Origin of the sequence: Clostridium sp. BL-8 (assembly GCF_002006495.1) — a bacterium.
Lineage (GTDB): Bacteria > Bacillota > Clostridia > Clostridiales > Clostridiaceae > Clostridium.
This window is the reverse complement of record NZ_LZZL01000016.1, coordinates 1-20097: the sequence shown is the minus strand read 5'-3', so window position 1 is coordinate 20097 and position 20097 is coordinate 1. Positions and strand designations below refer to the sequence as shown.

The 20097-nt window shown below is 27.8% G+C and carries 18 protein-coding genes and 2 pseudogenes; 17 read left to right on the top strand and 3 right to left on the bottom strand.

Annotated features, from left to right (window positions below; all coding sequences use genetic code 11):
- Nucleotides 1-184: 184 nt before the first annotated feature.
- The 5 genes from CLOBL_RS07535 to CLOBL_RS07520 all read left to right on the top strand — a co-directional run bounded on the left by CLOBL_RS07535 (nucleotide 185) and on the right by CLOBL_RS07520 (nucleotide 4228).
- The gene (locus CLOBL_RS07535; RefSeq protein ID WP_077858454.1) at nucleotides 185-811 is read left to right on the top strand and encodes a hypothetical protein; all 627 of its coding nucleotides are present in this window, start codon (nucleotides 185-187) and stop codon (nucleotides 809-811) included.
- A gap of 174 nt (nucleotides 812-985) precedes the next feature.
- Nucleotides 986-1162 carry a hypothetical protein gene (locus tag CLOBL_RS27920; protein WP_179117701.1) on the top strand — a complete coding sequence of 59 codons (177 nt, stop codon included), beginning with the start codon at nucleotides 986-988 and terminating at the stop codon, nucleotides 1160-1162.
- A 600-nt stretch (nucleotides 1163-1762) separates the two neighbouring features.
- Nucleotides 1763-2122, top strand: a complete 360-nt coding sequence (locus CLOBL_RS07530) for a hypothetical protein (protein ID WP_077858453.1) — start codon at nucleotides 1763-1765, stop codon at nucleotides 2120-2122.
- A gap of 241 nt (nucleotides 2123-2363) precedes the next feature.
- Nucleotides 2364-3515, top strand: a complete 1152-nt coding sequence (locus CLOBL_RS07525; protein ID WP_077858452.1) for an AI-2E family transporter — start codon at nucleotides 2364-2366, stop codon at nucleotides 3513-3515.
- Nucleotides 3516-3940: 425 nt separating this feature from the next.
- Entirely contained in the window at nucleotides 3941-4228 is a 288-nt protein-coding gene (locus CLOBL_RS07520) for a hypothetical protein (RefSeq protein WP_077858451.1), read from the top strand.
- 230 nt (nucleotides 4229-4458) lie between these two features.
- Here CLOBL_RS07520 and CLOBL_RS07515 read toward each other — a convergent pair.
- From CLOBL_RS07515 to CLOBL_RS29130, 3 genes and pseudogenes are all read right to left on the bottom strand, one after another.
- Nucleotides 4459-4650, bottom strand: a pseudogene (locus CLOBL_RS07515) (manganese catalase family protein); the annotation flags it as partial.
- 15 nt (nucleotides 4651-4665) lie between these two features.
- Entirely contained in the window at nucleotides 4666-4917 is a 252-nt protein-coding gene (locus CLOBL_RS07510) for a spore coat protein CotJB (RefSeq protein WP_009170536.1), read from the bottom strand.
- A gap of 96 nt (nucleotides 4918-5013) precedes the next feature.
- Nucleotides 5014-5160 (bottom strand): annotated as a pseudogene (locus CLOBL_RS29130) (spore coat associated protein CotJA); the annotation flags it as partial.
- A 300-nt stretch (nucleotides 5161-5460) separates the two neighbouring features.
- Here CLOBL_RS29130 and CLOBL_RS07500 point away from each other — a divergent pair.
- From CLOBL_RS07500 to CLOBL_RS07445, 12 genes are all read left to right on the top strand, one after another.
- Nucleotides 5461-6000, top strand: a complete 540-nt coding sequence (locus CLOBL_RS07500) for an isochorismatase family protein (RefSeq protein ID WP_077858449.1) — start codon at nucleotides 5461-5463, stop codon at nucleotides 5998-6000.
- A gap of 174 nt (nucleotides 6001-6174) precedes the next feature.
- A complete protein-coding gene (locus CLOBL_RS07495) occupies nucleotides 6175-6969 on the top strand; it encodes an HD domain-containing protein (protein ID WP_077858448.1) in 795 nt (264 codons plus the stop codon).
- Between the two features lie 122 nt (nucleotides 6970-7091).
- Nucleotides 7092-7298: an alpha/beta-type small acid-soluble spore protein gene (locus CLOBL_RS07490; RefSeq protein ID WP_009170540.1), complete on the top strand. Its 207-nt coding sequence runs from the start codon at nucleotides 7092-7094 to the stop codon at nucleotides 7296-7298.
- A 332-nt stretch (nucleotides 7299-7630) separates the two neighbouring features.
- Entirely contained in the window at nucleotides 7631-8074 is a 444-nt protein-coding gene (locus CLOBL_RS07485; RefSeq protein WP_077858447.1) for a MarR family transcriptional regulator, read from the top strand.
- A 21-nt stretch (nucleotides 8075-8095) separates the two neighbouring features.
- Nucleotides 8096-9871 carry an ABC transporter ATP-binding protein gene (locus tag CLOBL_RS07480; protein ID WP_077858446.1) on the top strand — a complete coding sequence of 592 codons (1776 nt, stop codon included), beginning with the start codon at nucleotides 8096-8098 and terminating at the stop codon, nucleotides 9869-9871.
- Nucleotides 9868-11796, top strand: coding sequence for an ABC transporter ATP-binding protein (locus tag CLOBL_RS07475; protein ID WP_077858445.1), 1929 nt, complete (start codon nucleotides 9868-9870; stop codon nucleotides 11794-11796). Before CLOBL_RS07480 ends, CLOBL_RS07475 begins: the two co-directional genes overlap by 4 nt.
- Nucleotides 11797-11924: 128 nt before the next feature.
- Nucleotides 11925-12395, top strand: a complete 471-nt coding sequence (locus tag CLOBL_RS07470) for a GNAT family N-acetyltransferase (protein WP_077858444.1) — start codon at nucleotides 11925-11927, stop codon at nucleotides 12393-12395.
- 88 nt (nucleotides 12396-12483) lie between these two features.
- Nucleotides 12484-13284 carry a histidinol-phosphatase HisJ gene (gene hisJ, locus CLOBL_RS07465; RefSeq protein WP_143323846.1) on the top strand — a complete coding sequence of 267 codons (801 nt, stop codon included), beginning with the start codon at nucleotides 12484-12486 and terminating at the stop codon, nucleotides 13282-13284.
- Nucleotides 13285-13517: 233 nt separating this feature from the next.
- A complete protein-coding gene (locus CLOBL_RS07460) occupies nucleotides 13518-15026 on the top strand; it encodes an IMP dehydrogenase (RefSeq protein ID WP_077858442.1) in 1509 nt (502 codons plus the stop codon).
- A 236-nt stretch (nucleotides 15027-15262) separates the two neighbouring features.
- Nucleotides 15263-16519 carry an HD domain-containing phosphohydrolase gene (locus tag CLOBL_RS07455; RefSeq protein ID WP_077858441.1) on the top strand — a complete coding sequence of 419 codons (1257 nt, stop codon included), beginning with the start codon at nucleotides 15263-15265 and terminating at the stop codon, nucleotides 16517-16519.
- Between the two features lie 260 nt (nucleotides 16520-16779).
- A complete protein-coding gene (locus tag CLOBL_RS07450) occupies nucleotides 16780-17484 on the top strand; it encodes a response regulator transcription factor (protein WP_077858502.1) in 705 nt (234 codons plus the stop codon).
- Nucleotides 17485-17753: 269 nt separating this feature from the next.
- Nucleotides 17754-19931: a sensor histidine kinase gene (locus CLOBL_RS07445; RefSeq protein ID WP_077858440.1), complete on the top strand. Its 2178-nt coding sequence runs from the start codon at nucleotides 17754-17756 to the stop codon at nucleotides 19929-19931.
- Nucleotides 19932-20097 lie beyond the last annotated feature (166 nt).

The following is a 20097-nucleotide window of genomic DNA, read 5'->3' as shown; positions in this document are numbered from 1 at the left end:
TGTATATACTCACTAATTTTAAATATTAATGCTATTTGACTTCTTGGAGCATTTGTAGAAAGGCAGATGCTCCTTAATATTAATAAAATATTATATTAAATAGTTAAATGTAAATGATTAACAATTTAATTCTATTATGATATAGTAGATTTAATGAGTAATAAATTATACGAGGAGAGTTATAATGATTACAGCTGATCAATTAATGATTTTAAAAGAGAATGATATACAGAATATATCTAAAGTTATTAACAAAAATGACATATCACAGTTTGTTGAATGGCTATCTGAAAAAAATGATAAAGTAAGATATAATTCATTGTTACTGCTAGAGAATTACTCAGCATATTTTAAGGACGTATACTTCTTTTGGGATGTATTTATAGAAAAACTTAGGAACAAAAATTCATATCAAAGAATTATCGGATTAAAGCTCATTGCAGATAATGTAAAATGGGATGAGGATAATAAGTTTGAAAAAATATTTGATGAATATTTTAATTTTCTAAATGATGATAAATTAATAATAATACGGCAAGGATTACAATCAATACAAAATATAATTCCATATAAGGAACAATTAAATAATAGAATCGCAAATAAGATTATGTCTTTAAACATTTGGAATCTTAGAGAAACTATGAGAAAATCTATATTGATGGACATATTGAATGCTCTAATATTGATTAAAAAGAATCAAGCAAATGATGAGATAGACAACTACATTATTAATGCTGTTTCAGGTGGTGTTTTGGACAAAAAGACTAAAAAACAAATTGCATCAGATTTACAATTACCGCTCATATTCTGAAAATATAATGAGTTTTATAATACCTCAATATTCAAAATTGAATTTGAGGTATTTTTTATTTAATAGAATAATCGTTAAAAATACTATAAGCAAAAGCAAATTTGTAAAAAGAATTGTTAGGAACTATTTTTTTATATTTGCATATTATAAAAGCAAATATAATGGAGGAATAAGATGAAATCTAGGCAAGCTATAACAGTGAGAGTTCATTACCCAGAAACAGTAGAAGGAATGGAGCTACTAAAGAAGTCTCAAGCAGAAGCTATGATTGATATTTTAGAAAAACAGCTAGGAGAGAAAAAAGTAGAAGAATTATTTGAATATATGAAAAAGAAAATTAAAAAAACTTAGTAAAAAAGCTGATTAGACTCATGAATTTAAACAATATTTAATATTAAGTACATTATATTAAATTGTATTATGGAACTTATTTTTTATTATAAATTTACTTAAATTCGACTTTTTAGGACGGAAAATGAAATTTTGGAATGTATATTATATTGAGAGGATAAAGTCCAATGACAGTACCCCTTATTATGTCATTGGAATTACTCCTATTATATACCTATATTTATTAAATATCCCGTATATTCTTAGAATGTACGAGATATTTGTTATTATTGGAGTAAAATATATAGTACTTCATATGGTTAATTTAAATATATACTTGATAGGCCTGTGAAATGATTTATATAAATAAACATATATACATATTGAAAGCACAAAATAGTGATTATAATTATATATTGTGGTATAGAATAAAAACTTTATATAAACTCATTGATAGAACTATTCTGAATTTTGTATAAGAAAAATTTTACAGATATTAATATTACAATGGAAACATATATCGTATTAAAAATTATACTAAGATATATGTATATATAAAATTACGAATTACTCAAATGATTATCTTATATTAAATTTAGAAGTACAAAGGAGTTGTATTGAATGAGGAAATATTTTAATTCTACTAGATGTACTAAAGATTCATGTGAATTATGTAGAACAATTAATGCTGATCCAATAGATATGGAAAGACATGGTGCGAAATTAGTTACAGCAAAAGTAAAAATAAATAATGTATGCCTTGGGAAAAAAGTTGCTGTTGCATGTGTTGTATATGATGAAAATAATAAAATACTTGCATTTAAAGGTTTTATTACAATGGCTTCTAGAGATGCTAGTAGTACAAAGTCATGTGGAACTATTGAACGTGATATAGTATTTGTGATTCCAGAAAATTATAGTTGTGATCTTGATAAATTAAATGTTCGTACCAAAGCAAACTATATATATCCATGTGAATAAGGATAGGTAACAATAAAAACACTTGTAAGATAGAATTTTATTCATACATCTTACAAGTGTTTTTATTGTTAAGTTAATATTCTAGTTACCTAATTAGTATTAGATTTTTGGTTAAATAAACAAACTTCTATATTATGTTATAATTTATACATTGATATGATAATATAAAAATATGATATTATTTTAAATTTGAGTAAATGGGAATATAAAAAATACAATTAATAGAAGGAAGGATACGATAGTGGAATTAGAAAAAAAAATTAGAAACAAAATTGCTATTATTATAGTATTAGCGTTTGTACTTTATATAGTATTTAATTATTGGAACAATATTACAGGCATATTAACAGAAATATATGATTTAGTTTTTCCATTTATTTTAGGAGGATGTATTGCATTTATTCTAAATATTCCAGTTACATTTTTTTCTCAAAAGCTATTGCATTTACCTAATAATAGTATAGGAAAGATAATTAGGAAACATATCACAGCTGTAAGCATAATAATTTCATGTATCATTATAATAGTGATTTTTACATTAATTTCAGCAATAATTATTCCCAATATTATTGAGACTGCCAAGATATTGCCAATTGCTTTTGATGGTTCAGTAAGAATGTTCCAAAAATGGTTGGATGGCAATAGCTGGTTATCTAATAATTTTATAGATTTAATTAACAATATAGGGATTGATTGGAATAGCGTTTTAAATAATGTGAAGTCAACTATTTTTAATGGCATGAGTTCAGCATTACTATCAACAATAGAAGCAGCAACTGCTTTTGCAAGTACTACTTTAGAACTTATATTGGGATTTATATTTGCTATATATTTATTAGCAGAAAAGAATAAGTTGGGAAGCCAATTTAAGAAAGCATTGTATGCTTTTATGAAAAAAGAAAAAGTAGACTCTATTTTGTCTGTATTAAAATTTACAAGTTTGACATTTTCAAATTTTTTTATAGGCCAATGTACTGTATCTGCAATTTTAGGAATAATGTTTTTAATTGCAACTATGGTACTAAGAGTACCATATGCTTTAGTAATTAGTATCTTAATTGCTATTTTATCTATTATCCCCGTATTAGGTTCAGCAATTGGATGTATCTTAAGTGTATTATTAATTGTAATGGTCAATCCCGTGAAGGCAGTAATTTTTTTACTTGTTTTTTTAGTAATCAAACAAATAGAGGATAATTTAATTTATCCCAAAATCGTAGGAAGCTCAGTAGGGTTACCAGCTATTTGGGTATTAGTAGCAATTACTTTAGGAGGAAAATTATTAGGTGTAGCTGGCATGATTATATTTATTCCTATTTCCTCAGTTGCTTATGTCTTGTTTCGTAAAGAAGTATATATAAGATTAAGAAGAAAAGGTATAAAAATGGAGTAAATTAATTGCCGCCTCTTCCTTTATTGAGAATAGTTTATTGGTATAAAAAGAAAAGTTATAGCAGTAAAAGTGAAAGAATTAAATAATGTATCTTTTAAGCATGATAATAGGTGTTTTAAGACAAACGTAATTATTTATTAAATTATTATGATATTATTAGGTTGTAATAAGTATAATTCCCTAGAAGATAAAAAGACACAAATCTAGTACCAAAAAAATAATGATAGTTAACAGTAGAAATATTGTTTGCTATCATTATTTTTTTTATGATACAAGTATGCTTTAATTTTTATTTAAATAATTTTTTACTTTTGAATATATTTATAATAAGAAATCCTAACGATAATTTTTAATGAATTTTTTATAACATAATTAAGTATAAATATTTATTTTAAATTAATTGAAATCAGAAGGGAGAATTTTTAATGTTAAAAAGTATAAAAAAATCAGTCAGCCAATCTGGTAGGAATGCGAAGGAAGCAGCTAAAGCTGCTAGAAAGAGATCGATAGAAGAAGCTAAGGCTAATATAGAAATGGGGGCAAAAGCAACTAACAGATCGAAGGAAGAAGCAAGAAGAATGGCAGAAGAAGCACAGAAAAATGCTCAAGAGAAAGGAAAAAGACAAGCAAAAGCAATGGCAGAAGCATCACGAATTGCAGAAAAAAAAGCAAAGGAAATAGCTAAAAAAGTAGAAGAGAGAAAAAAAGCATGAAAGACTGTATGAAAAGTTTTTCGTAAGCATCTTTTCATGATAATAGTTTAATAGAGTATGTGAAAGTTTTTCTGTAAATAGCTTTCTATAAATAAGAATTTAGTAGGATATATGGCTCAATTACAAGCTATATATCTTATTTTTAGTTGTATGTTAATAACAGTTAATAAATCATGTATGTCTTTTATAAATATTTTAGGGAAGTGTTTCTACTTTTACGTCATCGTTGCATCTGTGCCTATATCAGTTAGTAATCCTTTTGATTTGCCTGTTGGCATTGTATAGCGTTGATCCAGATATCTTAAAGCAGCACCTAACTCTCCATCCGGACCACCATATTGTGTTATTAAATATTTGGCCATATTAAGATCCTTACATTTAAGATTTACAGGATATTCCAAAGTTTTTACATAGTACCACATAAACTCATATTCCTCCTATTTATAATTTTCCCATGGCCAAGGTTGATCAACCCATGCTTTTGGATTTTCTACAAAAGCTGAACCGAAATTTGTTAAAGGGCCACAATTTTTTTCATATTCATTAATTAAGCTAGTCAATTTACAAGATACTTTGGAATAATCTTCTCTAGCATTCTTATCTTCTGGAAAGTTATCAAGGAATAAATTTAGCTCTACGGCACAAAACTGATATATCATTATACTATTTAACATATCTCTCGGACTCATATACTATCACCTCTCATATTTAATTTTTTTATATTCATAGTTCGGCATATAACCTTTTTCACAGCCGTATTCACAGTCGTGATCATGGTGATGGTGATCGTGGTATGGTCTATAAAGATCTTTAAATATTGTTCCTTTAGAAAATCCTTCTTTGCAAGAAAAGAGATTCTCATATTTTTGAGGTAATATATATGCACGAGCATATTCTTTTTGTTTACACATACAGTCATCATGTCTGTACATAAGGGGTTCACTCCTTCATTAGTGGCTTACTTACTTAATAATTAATTTATGCATGATATGAAATTATTGTGATAAATAAAAAGGAGAATTTTGGATTTTTTTGCAGGTGATTGTTATATAAAGTTATATAAGATAACTAGTTTAATTATATAGGACCTTATTCAAGTGTTTTACTTAAAACTTGACAAATAATATTTATAGAGATAAGGTCAACACATGAGTAAGATTTTAGAATTTCCTTTTTAGAGATTTTATATAATGGTATTAGAAAATAAATTATTAAGAGAGTAGGAGAATATTATGAAAAAATTACTGGTTGTGATTGATTATCAAAAAGATTTTGTTGATGGTGCATTGGGGTTTAAGAAGGCTGAGACTTTAGAAGAAGGAATATATATAAAAGTGGAAAAGTACTTAGACAATGATAATAAGGTATTATTTACTTATGACACTCATTCTGAGAATTACTTGGAAACAAGGGAAGGAAAAAGCTTGCCAGTTCCACATTGTTATATTAATACTGATGGGCATGAATTATATGGAAAATTGAAGGAATTTGTGGGAGCTGCAAATACTATGCATTATAATAAGAGTGCTTTTGGAATAGCTCCAAAAGATATGCTTAAAATAGCTTCAGAACTTGGAGAAGATTTGGATGAAATAGAATTTGTAGGTGTTGTAACCAATATGTGCGTTATAAGCAATGTTATAATATTTCAAGCTCAATATATAAATGCTAATTTGACTGTCGATGGAACACTTTGCGCAAGCTTTGACGAAAGTTTGCATAATAAGGCTCTAGACGTTATAGAAGCACTTAGTGTAAAGGTAATGAGATAATATCATTAATAAATATAAAACTCTAACTATATATCTTAACCTTATGCAGTCCGGCTATTTATTTTAATAAAACATTAAAATAAATAGCCTTTTTAATTTGTGACAATAAGTATATTATAATAGGTGAATACAGAAAAAATAGGTGATTAATTAGAGTTATGTAAGGAGATTAGTATGGACAATAAAATAGTTGAAAAATATTATGATTGGTTTAATTCATATGTTAAGAAATTTTACGGAGAAGATAGTGTAGTAAATCAAAATATAGAGCTTAAAGCGAAACATACTTTTAATGTTGCAAAACATTGTGTGAATATAGCTAAGTCTCTAAATTTATCAGAAGATGAAATTAACACAGCAGAAATAATAGGTTTATTTCATGATGTAGGGCGATTTGAACAATTTAAAACCTATAAAACATTTAAGGATTTTATATCTGTAAATCACGCATCTCTTGGAATTAAGGTTTTAAAAGAAAACAAGGTATTAGATGAGTTAAAAGAATGGAGGAAAAAAACTATTATGAAGGCCATAGGTCTTCATAATACGAAGGAACTGCCAGAAGCACTAAATGAAGAAGATAAGGTGTTTTGTAAACTGATTAGAGATGCTGATAAGCTGGATATCTTTAGAATAATTGCTGAATATGAGCAAGAGCGAAAAGAGAATCCCAATCCTGCTTTGGATAATTTACCTTTTACATCGGGTTATAATAGTGAATTTTTAGAAGATATTATCTCTGGAAAAAGAATTAGCAATTCTTCATTAAAAAATTATAATGATAGGAAATTATATGAATTAAGTTGGATAAAAGATTTGAATTATTCTGCTTCTTTTAATTATATAAGAGAGAAAAAAGTTTTAAAAATATTAATTAACAGTTTGCCGGAAAATGAAGAGATTAATCACATTTATGAGCATCTTAAGCAATATATAGAAAAATTTAGTGTGAAAAAAGAAAAAATCTAAAGTTATCTAGTAGAAGGTATTAATACTACTTTTGTTAACATTTTAATAGATTATAATTTGTGGTATTGGTTAATATATTACTGCCAAGCAAAATTTATTTAATTTAAGGGAGGTAGATAGATATGTCTAATAATAGTGGAAGAAACAGAACATTGATACCAGAAGCAAAACAAGGTTTAAATTCTTTAAAAACTGAGGTGGCTTCAGAAATAGGATTAAGCAACTATGAAAGCACAGATAAAGGAAACCTTTCTTCAAGACAAAATGGAAGCGTTGGCGGTTTCATGGTTAAACACATGATTGAAAGCTATGAACAAGGCTTAAAATAATAAGTAAGCTAAAAACATAGCGAATAACTATTTCTCCAAAGGCTGTGATTCCTTTCCTCACAGTTAATAAAGGCTAGTAGGATATATATATTATGATAGTATATTTGTTCTACTGGCTTTTTTATATTTAAAATTAGTACTTTACAGAACGGCATCTATTAAAATAAAAAGTTATTTTAATGATAATTTATAATGTTAGATACTCTCTATTTTAATTGTTTGACAAAATATATTTAAGAGTATATAATTTATTTCGAAAGCGAAATATTCGGCAATGAAATATTCGATAGCGAAATATTCTGAATCGAAATAAATTTTAGGGAGTGGGGAATATGGAAAGTATTAATGAAAGCATAGAAGTTGCAAGGTTATTTCAAGAAGTAATGGGCTTATTCAGAAATAATATGAAGAAAATAATTAAAGAAACTGGTATGTCAATGCCTCAAGGTATGATTATGGGGCTTTTGGGTCACAATAAAAAAATGAAGGTTACAGAATTAAGTAAGCATCTTCATTTATCAAACAGTACAGTATCCGGACTTATAGATAAGCTTGAAGCACAAGAAATGGTTATTAGAGAACGAAGTGAAGAAGACAAAAGAGTTGTATATGTGAGTATATCTCCTAAATCTGAAGAACTATATAAAAGTTTTCATAAAAAGATAGAAAAGAATATTGAAAATATATTAAGCAAGGGAAACACAGAAGAACTTAATAAAATTTTTGAAGGATTATATATTTTAAAAAAGCTTTTAAACGAGCAGGAAAAAGAATAATAATTAAAGGAGAAAGCGCTAATGATAAAATTGTTCAAATTTTTAAAACAATATGCAATTCATATAACAATAATAGTTTTATTAACTTTTACACAAGTACTTGCAAACTTGTATTTGCCTACACTGATGGCAGATATAGTTGATAAAGGAATTGTTCAAAAAGATGTAGCTCAAACTATCTCATTTTGGAGCTATACTGGAGAATATAAGGGAGTAGATTATATTTTAAGGATAGGAGCAATTATGCTGCTTGTTTCTTTAGGCGGTGCAATTTGTTCAATTGTCTCTTCATTTCTATCATCAAGAACAGCTATAGGATTTGCAAGAATAATTCGTAATAAGTTATTTGCAAAGGTTGAAAGTTTTTCACTACATGAATTTGATAAACTTGGAACAGCAACTTTAATAACAAGAACAACAAATGACGTTACGCAAGTTCAATCAGTGATGGTTATGATGTTTTCAATTATGCTTTTTGCACCATTAACAGCTTTAGGCGGAGTTTTTATGGCCTTAAGAGAAGATAAAACTTTGACATGGATCTTTGCGGTAGTAATACCATTACTTGCAATTATCATTTTACTTACTCTAAAATTTGCAATGCCTCTATTTAAATTGATGCAGGTTAAAATAGATAAGTTAAATTTAGTATTGCGTGAGCATCTTACAGGAATTAGAGTAGTTCGTGCTTTTAATCGTATTAATACTGAAAAAGTTAGATTTGATGATGCAAATAGAGATTTAATGGATAATGCTATAAAGGTAAATAAAATAATGGCAATTTTAATGCCAATAATGATGCTTATAATGAATGTTACAACAGTCTCAGTAATTTGGTTTGGAAGCATAAGAATAGATTCAGGAAGCATGGAAGTTGGTTCGTTAATAGCATTTATGCAATATGGAATGCAGATTTTATTTGGATTTTTAATGCTTGGTATGGTATTTATAATGATTCCAAGAGCACAAGCTTCAGCAGTTAGAATAAATGAAGTATTAGACATGAAATCGGAAATTTTAGATCCAGAAAAGCCAGTGATAAATGAAAATGAAGGTGGTTATGTTGAATTTAAAGATGTAAGCTTTAGATATCCAGGTGCGGAACAAGATGCTATTAGTAATATATCATTTAGTGCTAAGCCTGGAGAAGTAACAGCTATAATAGGCGGTACTGGTTCTGGAAAATCAACATTAATAAATATGATACCGCGTTTTTATGATGTAACTAATGGAGAAGTTCTTGTAGATGGTATTGATGTTAGACAGATGAGTCAAGAAAGTATAAGAGCTAAAATAGGATTTGTTCCTCAAAAAACTGTTCTTTTTTCTGGAACTATTGCTGAAAATATCAAATATGGTAAAGATGATGCTTCCATAGAAGAAATTAGACATGCAGCAGCTGTAGCTCAAGCAGCAGATTTCATAAATGGAATGGAAGATGGATATGATCATGTAATAGCACAAGGAGGAACTAATGTATCAGGAGGACAGAAACAGCGTTTATCCATAGCGCGTGCTCTTGTTAGGAAGCCGGAAATATATGTTTTTGACGATAGTTTCTCAGCACTTGATTTTAAAACTGATGCAAAACTTCGTGCAGCACTAAAAAATGAAACTTCTAAATCTACCGTAATCATTGTTGCTCAAAGAGTAGCAACTGTTATGGATGCGGATAGAATTATGGTTTTAGATGAAGGCAGAATTGCTGGTATTGGAACTCATAAGGAACTATTAAATAGTTGCAAAGTATATTCTGAGATTGTTTCATCACAACTATCAGAGGAGGAATTATCATGAGTGAAAATCGTAATAAAGGAAACAGAAGACAAGGCGGTTTTGGCGGAGGACCAATGGGCTCTTTTGCACGTGGACCGGTAGTTAAAGCAAAAGATTTCAAAGGAACATTAAAAAGACTTTTAAATTATCTGAAACCTCAACGAATGAATTTTATATTAGTTTTTATATTTGCCATAATGAGCACTATATTCAATATAGTAGGACCTAAAATATCAGGTAAAGCTATAACTAAATTAGTCGAAGGTATAGTAGCTAAATACACTGCAATAGCTGAAAATACTCAACTGGTTAAAGCAGGAAGGCCAGCAAACGTTGCAATACCAGGGATAGACTTTGGTTATATAGGAAATATTCTCTTATTACTTTTAGGGTTATATTTAATTAGTACAATTTTTGGTTTTCTTCAACAATATATTATGGCAGGTGTGGCTCAAAAGACTGTTTATAATTTAAGAAAAGAAGTTGAAGATAAAATTTCCCGTTTACCTCTTAAATTTTTTGATTCAAGAACTCATGGTGAAATTTTAAGCCGTGTAACAAATGATGTTGATAATATTGCAACAACATTGCAACAAAGCCTTACACAACTTATTACTTCTTTAGTTACAATAATTGGAATTATTATAATGATGTTAACTATAAGTCCATTGCTTACATTAGTAGTAGTTTTGACATTACCTCTTTATATTGGTATAACTACTTTAATTGCAAAGTATTCTCAAAAATATTTTGCAGCTCAGCAAAAAGAGATTGGAGCTCTTAATGGTCATGTAGAAGAAATGTATACAGGTCATAAAATTGTTAAGGTTTTTGGTCATGAAAAAGATTCAATTAAGGAGTTTCAAAATATTAATGATAGACTTTACAAAGCTGGATGGAAGGCACAGTTTATATCAGGCGTGATAATGCCAATGATGAGATTTGTAAGTAATATAGGTTATGTGATAGTTTGTGTTGTCGGTGGATATTTGGCTACATTAGGTAAAATTAGTATTGGTGACATACAAGCGTTTATTCAATATTCCAATCAATTTACCCAGCCTATAGTTCAAACAGCTAATATTGCTAATGTAATTCAATCTACAATAGCATCTGCAGAACGTGTATTTGAACTTTTAGATGAAGATGAAGAAGTGCCTGATTCAGTAGATGCGAAGGTTATAGAATTTCCTAAAGGTGATGTTAAATTCAATAATGTTGATTTTAGTTACAAGAAGGAAGAACCACTTATTGAAGATATGAACGTGGATGTAAAACAGGGTCATACAATTGCAATTGTTGGACCAACTGGAGCAGGTAAAACTACTCTTGTTAATCTGCTAATGCGTTTTTATGAGATAAATTCTGGCAGCATAACAATAGATGGAATTGATATAAAAGATATAAAACGAGGAGCACTGCACAATATGTTTGGAATGGTTCTTCAGGATACATGGTTATTTAACGGTAGTATTATGGACAATATTGCTTATGGAAGAGAAGGAGCTACAGAAGAAGAAGTAATACAGGCAGCAAAGGCCGCTCATGCTCATCACTTCATTAAAACTCTTCCAGATGGATATAACACAATATTAAATGAAGAAGCCTCAAATATATCTCAAGGTCAAAAGCAGCTTCTAACTATTGCTAGAGCAATACTTGCGAATCCTACAATAATGATACTTGATGAAGCAACAAGTAGTGTTGATTCAAGAACAGAAGTATATATTCAAAAAGCTATGAATAATCTTATGAAAAATAGAACAAGTTTTGTAATTGCTCATAGACTTTCTACAATTAGAGATGCTGAGTTAATACTTGTTATGAATAAAGGAAGTATAATTGAAATGGGTAATCATCAAGAGTTGTTAGATAAAAATGGCTTTTATGCTGATCTTTATAATAGCCAGTTTAGCGGAGGCAATTTAGATAGCGATGTAATATAAAATTTGAAACCTATGTTTAGCAAAATCTAAACATAGGTTTTGTTTTTTTATAATCGCTAATAAAAAATGCTATATATGATTATTTTATAATGCTAAAATATATATAATAAAGAAAATTTGGAGGTATTATGGATAATATAAATAAGAATTTAACAAGAATAAGAAAAGCCAATATAGATGATTTGGAGATAATAGCTAAATTTAATTATAACTTAGCAAAAGAAACAGAAGATAAGGAATTAAATTTAGATATTGTTACTAAGGGGGTTAAAGCTATATTAGATGATCCTGCAAAGGGTCAATATTATGTTTATGAAATTAACAATAAGGTTGTTGGACAAATTATGCATACATATGAATGGAGTGATTGGAGAAATGGAATGTTTCTCTGGGTTCAAAGTGTATATGTTGATGCGGAGTATAGAAGAAATGGTATATTTAAAGAGTTATATGCTTATGTTAAAAATACATGTGATAAGAATGAAGAACTAGCAGGAATCAGGTTATATGTTGAAAAAGAAAATCACAATGCTAAAGCTACATATAAGTCCTTGGGAATGAGTGAATGTAATTATCACATGTATGAATATGAAAAATAGAATGAAATTAGTACAATGAATTTGAATAGAAGGGATGTGAGTATTTAAAGGGAGATGAAGAAAATTAATCTTTCTTTAAAAGATTATTATGGAAAAGAAAAAAATAGTAAGAGATGGACATATTCATTCACCATATTGTCCTCATGGAACTAAAGATGATTTTGAATTATATATAGAAAAGGCACTAAAAGAAGGATTAGAAGAAATGACTTTTACTGAACATATGCCGTTCCCGGGGTATTTTATAGAAGATAAAGAATTTTTAGATGAATGTGCTCCAAATGATGAAGCTATAACCATGTATTTTAGAGATGTTGAAAAGCTAAAAGAAAAATATTCAGCAAAGATAAAAATAAATTTAGGTTTAGAAGTAGATTTTATTGAAGGATATGAAGAGAAGACAAAGAATCTTTTAAATACTTATGGCTCAAAGCTGAATGATGGATTGCTTTCTGTACATTTCGTAAAAATAGGAGATGAATATATAGCTATTGATGGAAAAGATGGATTCGAGGCAGCTTTAAAAGCCTTGGGAACTACAGAGAAAGTTTATGATGCATATTATGAGACTTTGCTTAAAGCAATAAAAGCAGATTTAGGAGAATATAAGCCGCACCGCATTGGACATCCAAACTTAATAAGAATATTTAATAATTTATATCCGATAGAATATAAAAACAAAGAACTTTTAGAAGAAATAGTAAAGGAAATTAAAAATAGAGATTATGAAGTGGATGTAAATACAGCTGGCCTTAGAAAACCATATTGTGGTGAAATATATGTATCTGGCATTTTTAAAGAATTAGTAGATCAATATGGTGTAAAAAAAGTCTATGGGTCAGATTCTCATACAGCCAGTGATGTTGGAAGAGATTTTGATAAGGAATAGTTAGAGACTTGAGTAGTTCACAATAAATATTTTTCAATGTGGTAAAAAATGGATAGAATAAGTTGAAATTTTAAGTATTAAAATTGATAGAAAAACAAATATTTATTTAATGGATAGAGAAAACTTTTCAAGATATTAAAATGCTCTATAAGTTTTTATATTGACAATGACAGGAAATATAGATATTATTATCAATAAAATATCTATAAATTGTGAAGAAGGAGTAAGATAAAATGGCATATTATTTTAATGAACCGTCACATACTTTTGGAGAATATTTGCTAGTACCAGGATATTCTTCAACAGACTGTATCCCACAAAATGTAAACTTAAAAACACCACTTGTTAAATTTAAAAAAGGAGAAGAACCATCTATAAGTATTAATATTCCTTTAGTTTCAGCAATCATGCAATCAGTATCAGATGATAAAATGGCAGTTGCTTTAGCAAAAGAAGGAGGAATTTCTTTTATATACGGCTCTCAATCAATTGAAGATGAAGCAGCTATGGTTGCAAGAGTTAAAAATTATAAATCTGGATTTGTTACAAGTGATGCAAACCTTAAACCAGATACTACACTTGCGGAAGTCATTGACTTAAAGGAAAAAAATGGTCACTCTACTATGGCGGTAACTGAAGATGGAACTCCTAATGGAAAGCTCCTTGGTATAGTTACAAGCAGAGATTATAGAATAACTCGAATGGACTTAAACACCAAAGTTTCAGAATTTATGACACCTTTTGATGAACTGATTTATGCTGATGCTAATATAAGCTTAAAGGAAGCAAATAATATTATTTGGGATAATAAGTTGAATATGCTGCCATTAGTTGATAAAGATCAAAAGCTAAAGTATATGGTGTTTAGAAAAGATTACTCAGCTAATAAGGAAAACTCAAAGGAGCTTATTGATTCACAAAAAAGATATATGGTAGGAGCAGGGATTAATACTAGAGATTATGCAGAAAGAGTACCGGCTTTAATTGAAGCAGGAGCTGATGCATTATGTATTGATTCATCTGAAGGTTTTTCCGAGTGGCAGAAAATAACAATAGATTATATACATAAAAACTTTGGTGAAAATATTAAAGTTGGTGCTGGAAATGTTGTTGATAGAGATGGGTTCTTATTCTTAGCTGAAGCAGGAGCTGATTTTATTAAAGTTGGCATAGGTGGAGGCTCAATTTGTATAACACGTGAGCAAAAAGGAATTGGTCGTGGTCAGGCAACATCACTTATAGATGTAGTAAAGGCTAGAGATGAATACTTTGAAAAGACAGGAGTTTATATACCTGTATGCTCAGATGGTGGTATTGTTCATGATTATCATATGACTTTAGCCTTAGCTATGGGAGCAGATTTTATAATGCTTGGAAGATATTTTTCTAGATTTGATGAAAGTCCAACTAATAAGGTTAATATTAATGGAAACTATATGAAGGAGTATTGGGGAGAAGGATCTAATAGAGCAAGAAATTGGCAAAGATATGACCTTGGTGGAGATAAAAAGCTATCTTTTGAAGAAGGCGTAGATTCCTATGTGCCATATGCAGGAAGTCTAAAGGATAATGTTACAATATCCTTAAATAAAGTAAAATCTACAATGTGTAATTGTGGGGCTCTTACTATCCCTGAATTACAGGAAAAGGCAAAGATAACATTAGTTTCTGCAACAAGTATTGTAGAAGGAAGTTCACATGATGTAATATTAAAAGATAATCATTATAATACTCAACAATAATGAACATGTCATGATAATTTTGAAATAAGCATTTAATTTATTGTTAAATTTTTAAGCTGTGGAGTAACATCCACAGCTTTTTGCATGTAAATATAGGCAAATACTCCAAGATTATTTTTGTTTTAGTAAACATGATTAATAAAAGCTTTTTTATGGTAATGTATGATGTTATAATGAAAAAAAGGCCTATATTGGAATGAATAGACGAATTTAGCGGCAACATACGGAGGGGACAGATGAAAGAGAATTTAAAAGTTACATTAAGACAAATGATAACAATCATACATAGGGCTATTAATTCAACAGAGACAAAACTTTTGAACCATGGAGAAAAAGTTGCATATATAATGTTGAATTTATTAAGAGCACAAGGAAATTATAGTGATGAAGAAATCATTAATATTTGTGCTATATCTATATTTCATGATATAGGTGCATATAAGGTAGGAGAAAGTGATAAATTAGCAGAAATTGATCAATCAACAACGCCATTTGAACATGCTATTTATGGCTCATTATTTATAAAATATTTTTCACCTCTTAGTGATTTATATGAAATAGTATTAACTCATCATTTTTCACATAAATTCTTCAAAAGAAAGAATATGAAAGCAATATCTAAAGAAGGATTATTGCTAAACTTTGCAGATGATATAGATTTTGTATATCAAAATGAGAAGACTTCAGTTAAAAGTTACATATTAGGAAGGCAAAATGATTATTTAAAAGAGCATATTTCGTTATTTCTAGAAGCAGATAAAAGATTTGATTTTTTAAATAAGATTTTTAATGGTTCATATGTTGAGGAATTATACGGATTTTTTGATAGCAAAGTCCTTAGCAGAGAAGAAGTAATAGCATATAGTAAAATGCTAGCATATTGTATCGATTTTAGAAGTGAAGCAACTGTTAAACATACAATAATTGTTGAAGCTATAAGTTATCAAATAGCTAAATTGTGTGACATAAACAAAGAAAGTCTACTAGAAATAAAACTTGCTGCAGCACTTCACGATATAGGTAAGATAGGAATTTCAGTAGATATATTGGAGAAACCAGGAAAACTTACAGATGAAGAATTTGAAATTATGAAAAGCCATGCAATTATAGGATATAATATACTAAGTGATTTAAATATAGATGATATAAGAGATATTGGTACCCTTCATCATGAAAAATTAGATGGAACAGGATATCCTTTTGGTCTAAGAGAAAAAGAGATTACTAAGGAAATGAGGATTGTAGCAATAAGTGATATTGTTAGTGCACTAATTGGAATTAGAAGCTATAAAAACGAATTTGATAAAGATAACGTAATTAAAATACTTAAAAATATGATAAACCTTAATAAAATCGATTCTAGTATAACAAATTTATTTATAAAAAATTATGACTATATTATTAAAAAGGCATTGGAGGATTCTAAAGACTTAATGGACAAGTATTTAAATTTAAATGATGAATATAGAGAGCTATTAAATTATTATGCCTAGGTAGTTATTAAAACTTAATAAAAAATCAAAAGATTGTTTTGTTATTTAAAAAGAATTTTTTATTGCAAGATAATCTTTTTTATTATTGATTTAAGAAAACTTTAGAAATTCTTTAGAAAGTTCTCATAGTTATTTTTATATTAGTTGTATATAATTTTAATATGTTCAAAAGTATTAGGTAAGTATAGCCAAATTAAATTTACATAATAGAAGTGAAAGTTTTCATTTATGAATTAAATATGTAAGGATGTAAAATAATGATGAATTTATATAATGTTTTAATTGTGGAAGACGAAAAGGAAATATGTGATGGTATTGAAATCTATTTGAAGAATCAAGGATATAATGTATTTAAGGCTGGGAATGGAGAAGAAGGACTTGAAATTATTAAGAAGGTAGATATGCATTTGTCCATTGTAGATATTATGATGCCTAAAATGGATGGAATAACTATGGTCATGAAACTTCGTGAAAATTATGATTTTCCTGTAATAATGCTCACAGCTAAATCAGAAGAAATGGATAAAATAATGGGGCTCAATATTGGTGCTGATGATTATGTGACTAAGCCATTTAATCCAATGGAGCTATTAGCTAGAGTGAATTCGCAGCTTAGGAGGTATTCTAAGTACTTAAGTGTATTAAATAATTTCGAAGAAAAAAATAATAACTTCACAATTGGGGGATTAGAATTAAATACAGATACTAAAGAAGTATTTTTGGATGGTGAGTTAGTGAAATTTACTCCTATTGAATTTAAAATATTGCATCTATTAATGAAAAATGCAGGAAAAGTTTTTTCAGCAGAGGAAATTTATGAAAGAGTATGGAATGAAGCCGCTATTAATACAGATACCGTAATGGTTCATATAAGAAATATCAGAGAAAAAATAGAGATCGATTCCAAAAATCCTAAGTATTTAAAAGTAGTCTGGGGAATTGGATACAAAGTTGAAAAACAATAATAATAGCGAATTAAAAGGTAGCATTAACTAGTTTTTGTTACCTTTATTTAATTTGGAAAAGTTATTTTTGGCATAATAATTTTAAATTATCATTTATGATTTCTTTAGAATTTCTTTATTTTTATAGTCCCAAATTCTTAAAGATATTGAATTATAATAAGATTAATACTCGAGTAAAAAATAAAAATTATTAGATTTTACAATGCTTTAAATTATAGTACAACATGCAAGTTTGAAATGGAAATTAATAGAGTTTAAAGGAGTTTATAATGAGTGATATGAATAATAAAATACAATTAAAAAATGGTATAAAAATTTATAGTAAGAATATAATATCGTTTTTAATATTAATAATAATATCTATTGGAATTTTTAGTATATATCCTAAAATAGAAGAATTTACGAGGGAGGAGCCTTCAGTTCCTTATGAGAATCATGAATTGTTAGAAGATATTTATAAGAGTAATTATGTATTATATAAAGATATAATAAATCAAAAAAATGACGAAGAACAAACTGGAGATGAAATATATATAGGAGCTACTGACAAAGCATATACTAATGATATAAATGTAATTCATAATTTTAATTATGAATTAAGCTCTTGGAAAGACGATTTAAACAATGGTCTAAGGAATCTTGATTATTTAGTTTATCTAAATGATACCTCTCAAAATAAGACTAATACTAATAATGATTTGAATTTGTTAGTTAATGGTGCGAGCGATAGTAACCTAAAAGATAAATATGCATGGTACATGATTATAAAATATGATCAAAATGGCGCAATTTCAATTAATAATGTTTATGGCGCTGATGAAAATACAATAAAAAATACATTCTCATCATTTAATTTGAGAAATATATGGGGTTACAATATTGATGGAGATAAGAATATTAAAATAAATCCTATTAAAAATGCAACTTTTGTTTATGCTATTTCTAAAGATTTAAAGTATTCAGATAATATAAGTGTAATAGTAGATAATTCATTAAATAAAGTAAATACTAGTGTTTTTCATAAAATAATAACAATAATATTATTTTGTGCATTAATATTAGGATTATTGATTCCATATAAAAGGGGTAACAATATTCTTGGAATTAATGTTTTCTTTAAAATACCATTTGAAATTAATTGTATTATATTTGGATTTGGAGCTTTATTTTCGGTGTTCATTTCTCCAGAGGTTATTTTAGAAACCTTAAAAGGCAGGCTTGCAAAAGATCTGATGGGGCAATATATTACAGCTAATATTGCAGATCCAATAGCAATTGTGGTAAATATCATTATTTGGACATTAATCTTGTATTTCATTTTTGCAGGAGATATGCTATTAAAGTATATATTTGATACTGGAATAGTTAAATATTTCAAGGAAAAATTACTAGTGATTAAAATATTTAAATTATTAAAAAAGTTTGCTGATAGCCTAATTGATTATGTAGAACATATAGATTTGACTGATAAGTCTAACAAAGTTATTATAAAAGTTCTTTTAATAAATTTTGTAATATTATCAATAATATCTATAATGTGGTTATTCGGAATAGCAGCATCAATAATGTATTCAATAGTATTATTTATTATGCTTAGAAAATATGTAGATAACGTAAGGATGAAATTCAAAATACTTTTAAAGGCTACTAATCAAATTGCGGATGGAAATCTTGATGTAGAAATAAATGAAGATTTGGGGTTATTTAATCCATTTAAAGAACAAATAAAAATTATACAAAAAGGTTTTAAACGTGCAGTAGATGAGGAGGTTAAAAGTCAAAAGATGAAGACAGAACTAATATCTAATGTATCACATGATTTGAAAACACCTCTAACTTCAATAATAACTTATGTAGATTTATTAAAAAATGAAAATATATCTGAAGAAGAACGCCGGTTATATATAGATACTATTGATAAAAAATCTCAGAGATTAAAATTTTTAATAGAAGATTTATTTGAAGTAAGTAAAGCTACTAGCGGTGATATTAAACTTAATTTAGTGAATGTAGATATAGTAGAGCTAATGAAACAGACTCAAATAGAATTAGAGGATAAAATAAGAAATTCTGATTTAAGAATAAAAAATAATTTTCCAAGTTCTAAAATCATACTAAAACTTGATGGTCAAAAGACTTTTAGAATTTTTGAAAATCTAATAAATAATATTACTAAATATGCAATGAAAGGTTCTAGAGTATATGTAGACATAGTTGAAAATGATGGAAACGTAGAAATTGTTATGAGAAATATGTCTGCTGAAGAAATAACATTCAATGCTTTTGATATTGCAGAAAGATTTCAAAGGGGAGATAAATCTAGAAATACGGAAGGTTCAGGGCTTGGCCTTGCAATTGCAAAGAGTTTTATAGAAGTTCAAGGAGGTAGATTTGATATAGAAATAGATGGAGATTTATTTAAAGTTATAATTCAATTTAGAAAATAAGCTAATAAACATTTTTGAATATTTTTTATTAAGTTGTAAATAAAGTACTTTATGGTTAAAAAAAATTCTTTCTATTCTTTTCTTTTATATATGTTGCAATAATAAAATTATATTTAGGATGTCTATCTGCTAAGTAAATATCTAAATGTTAAATGTAGAAAATCAA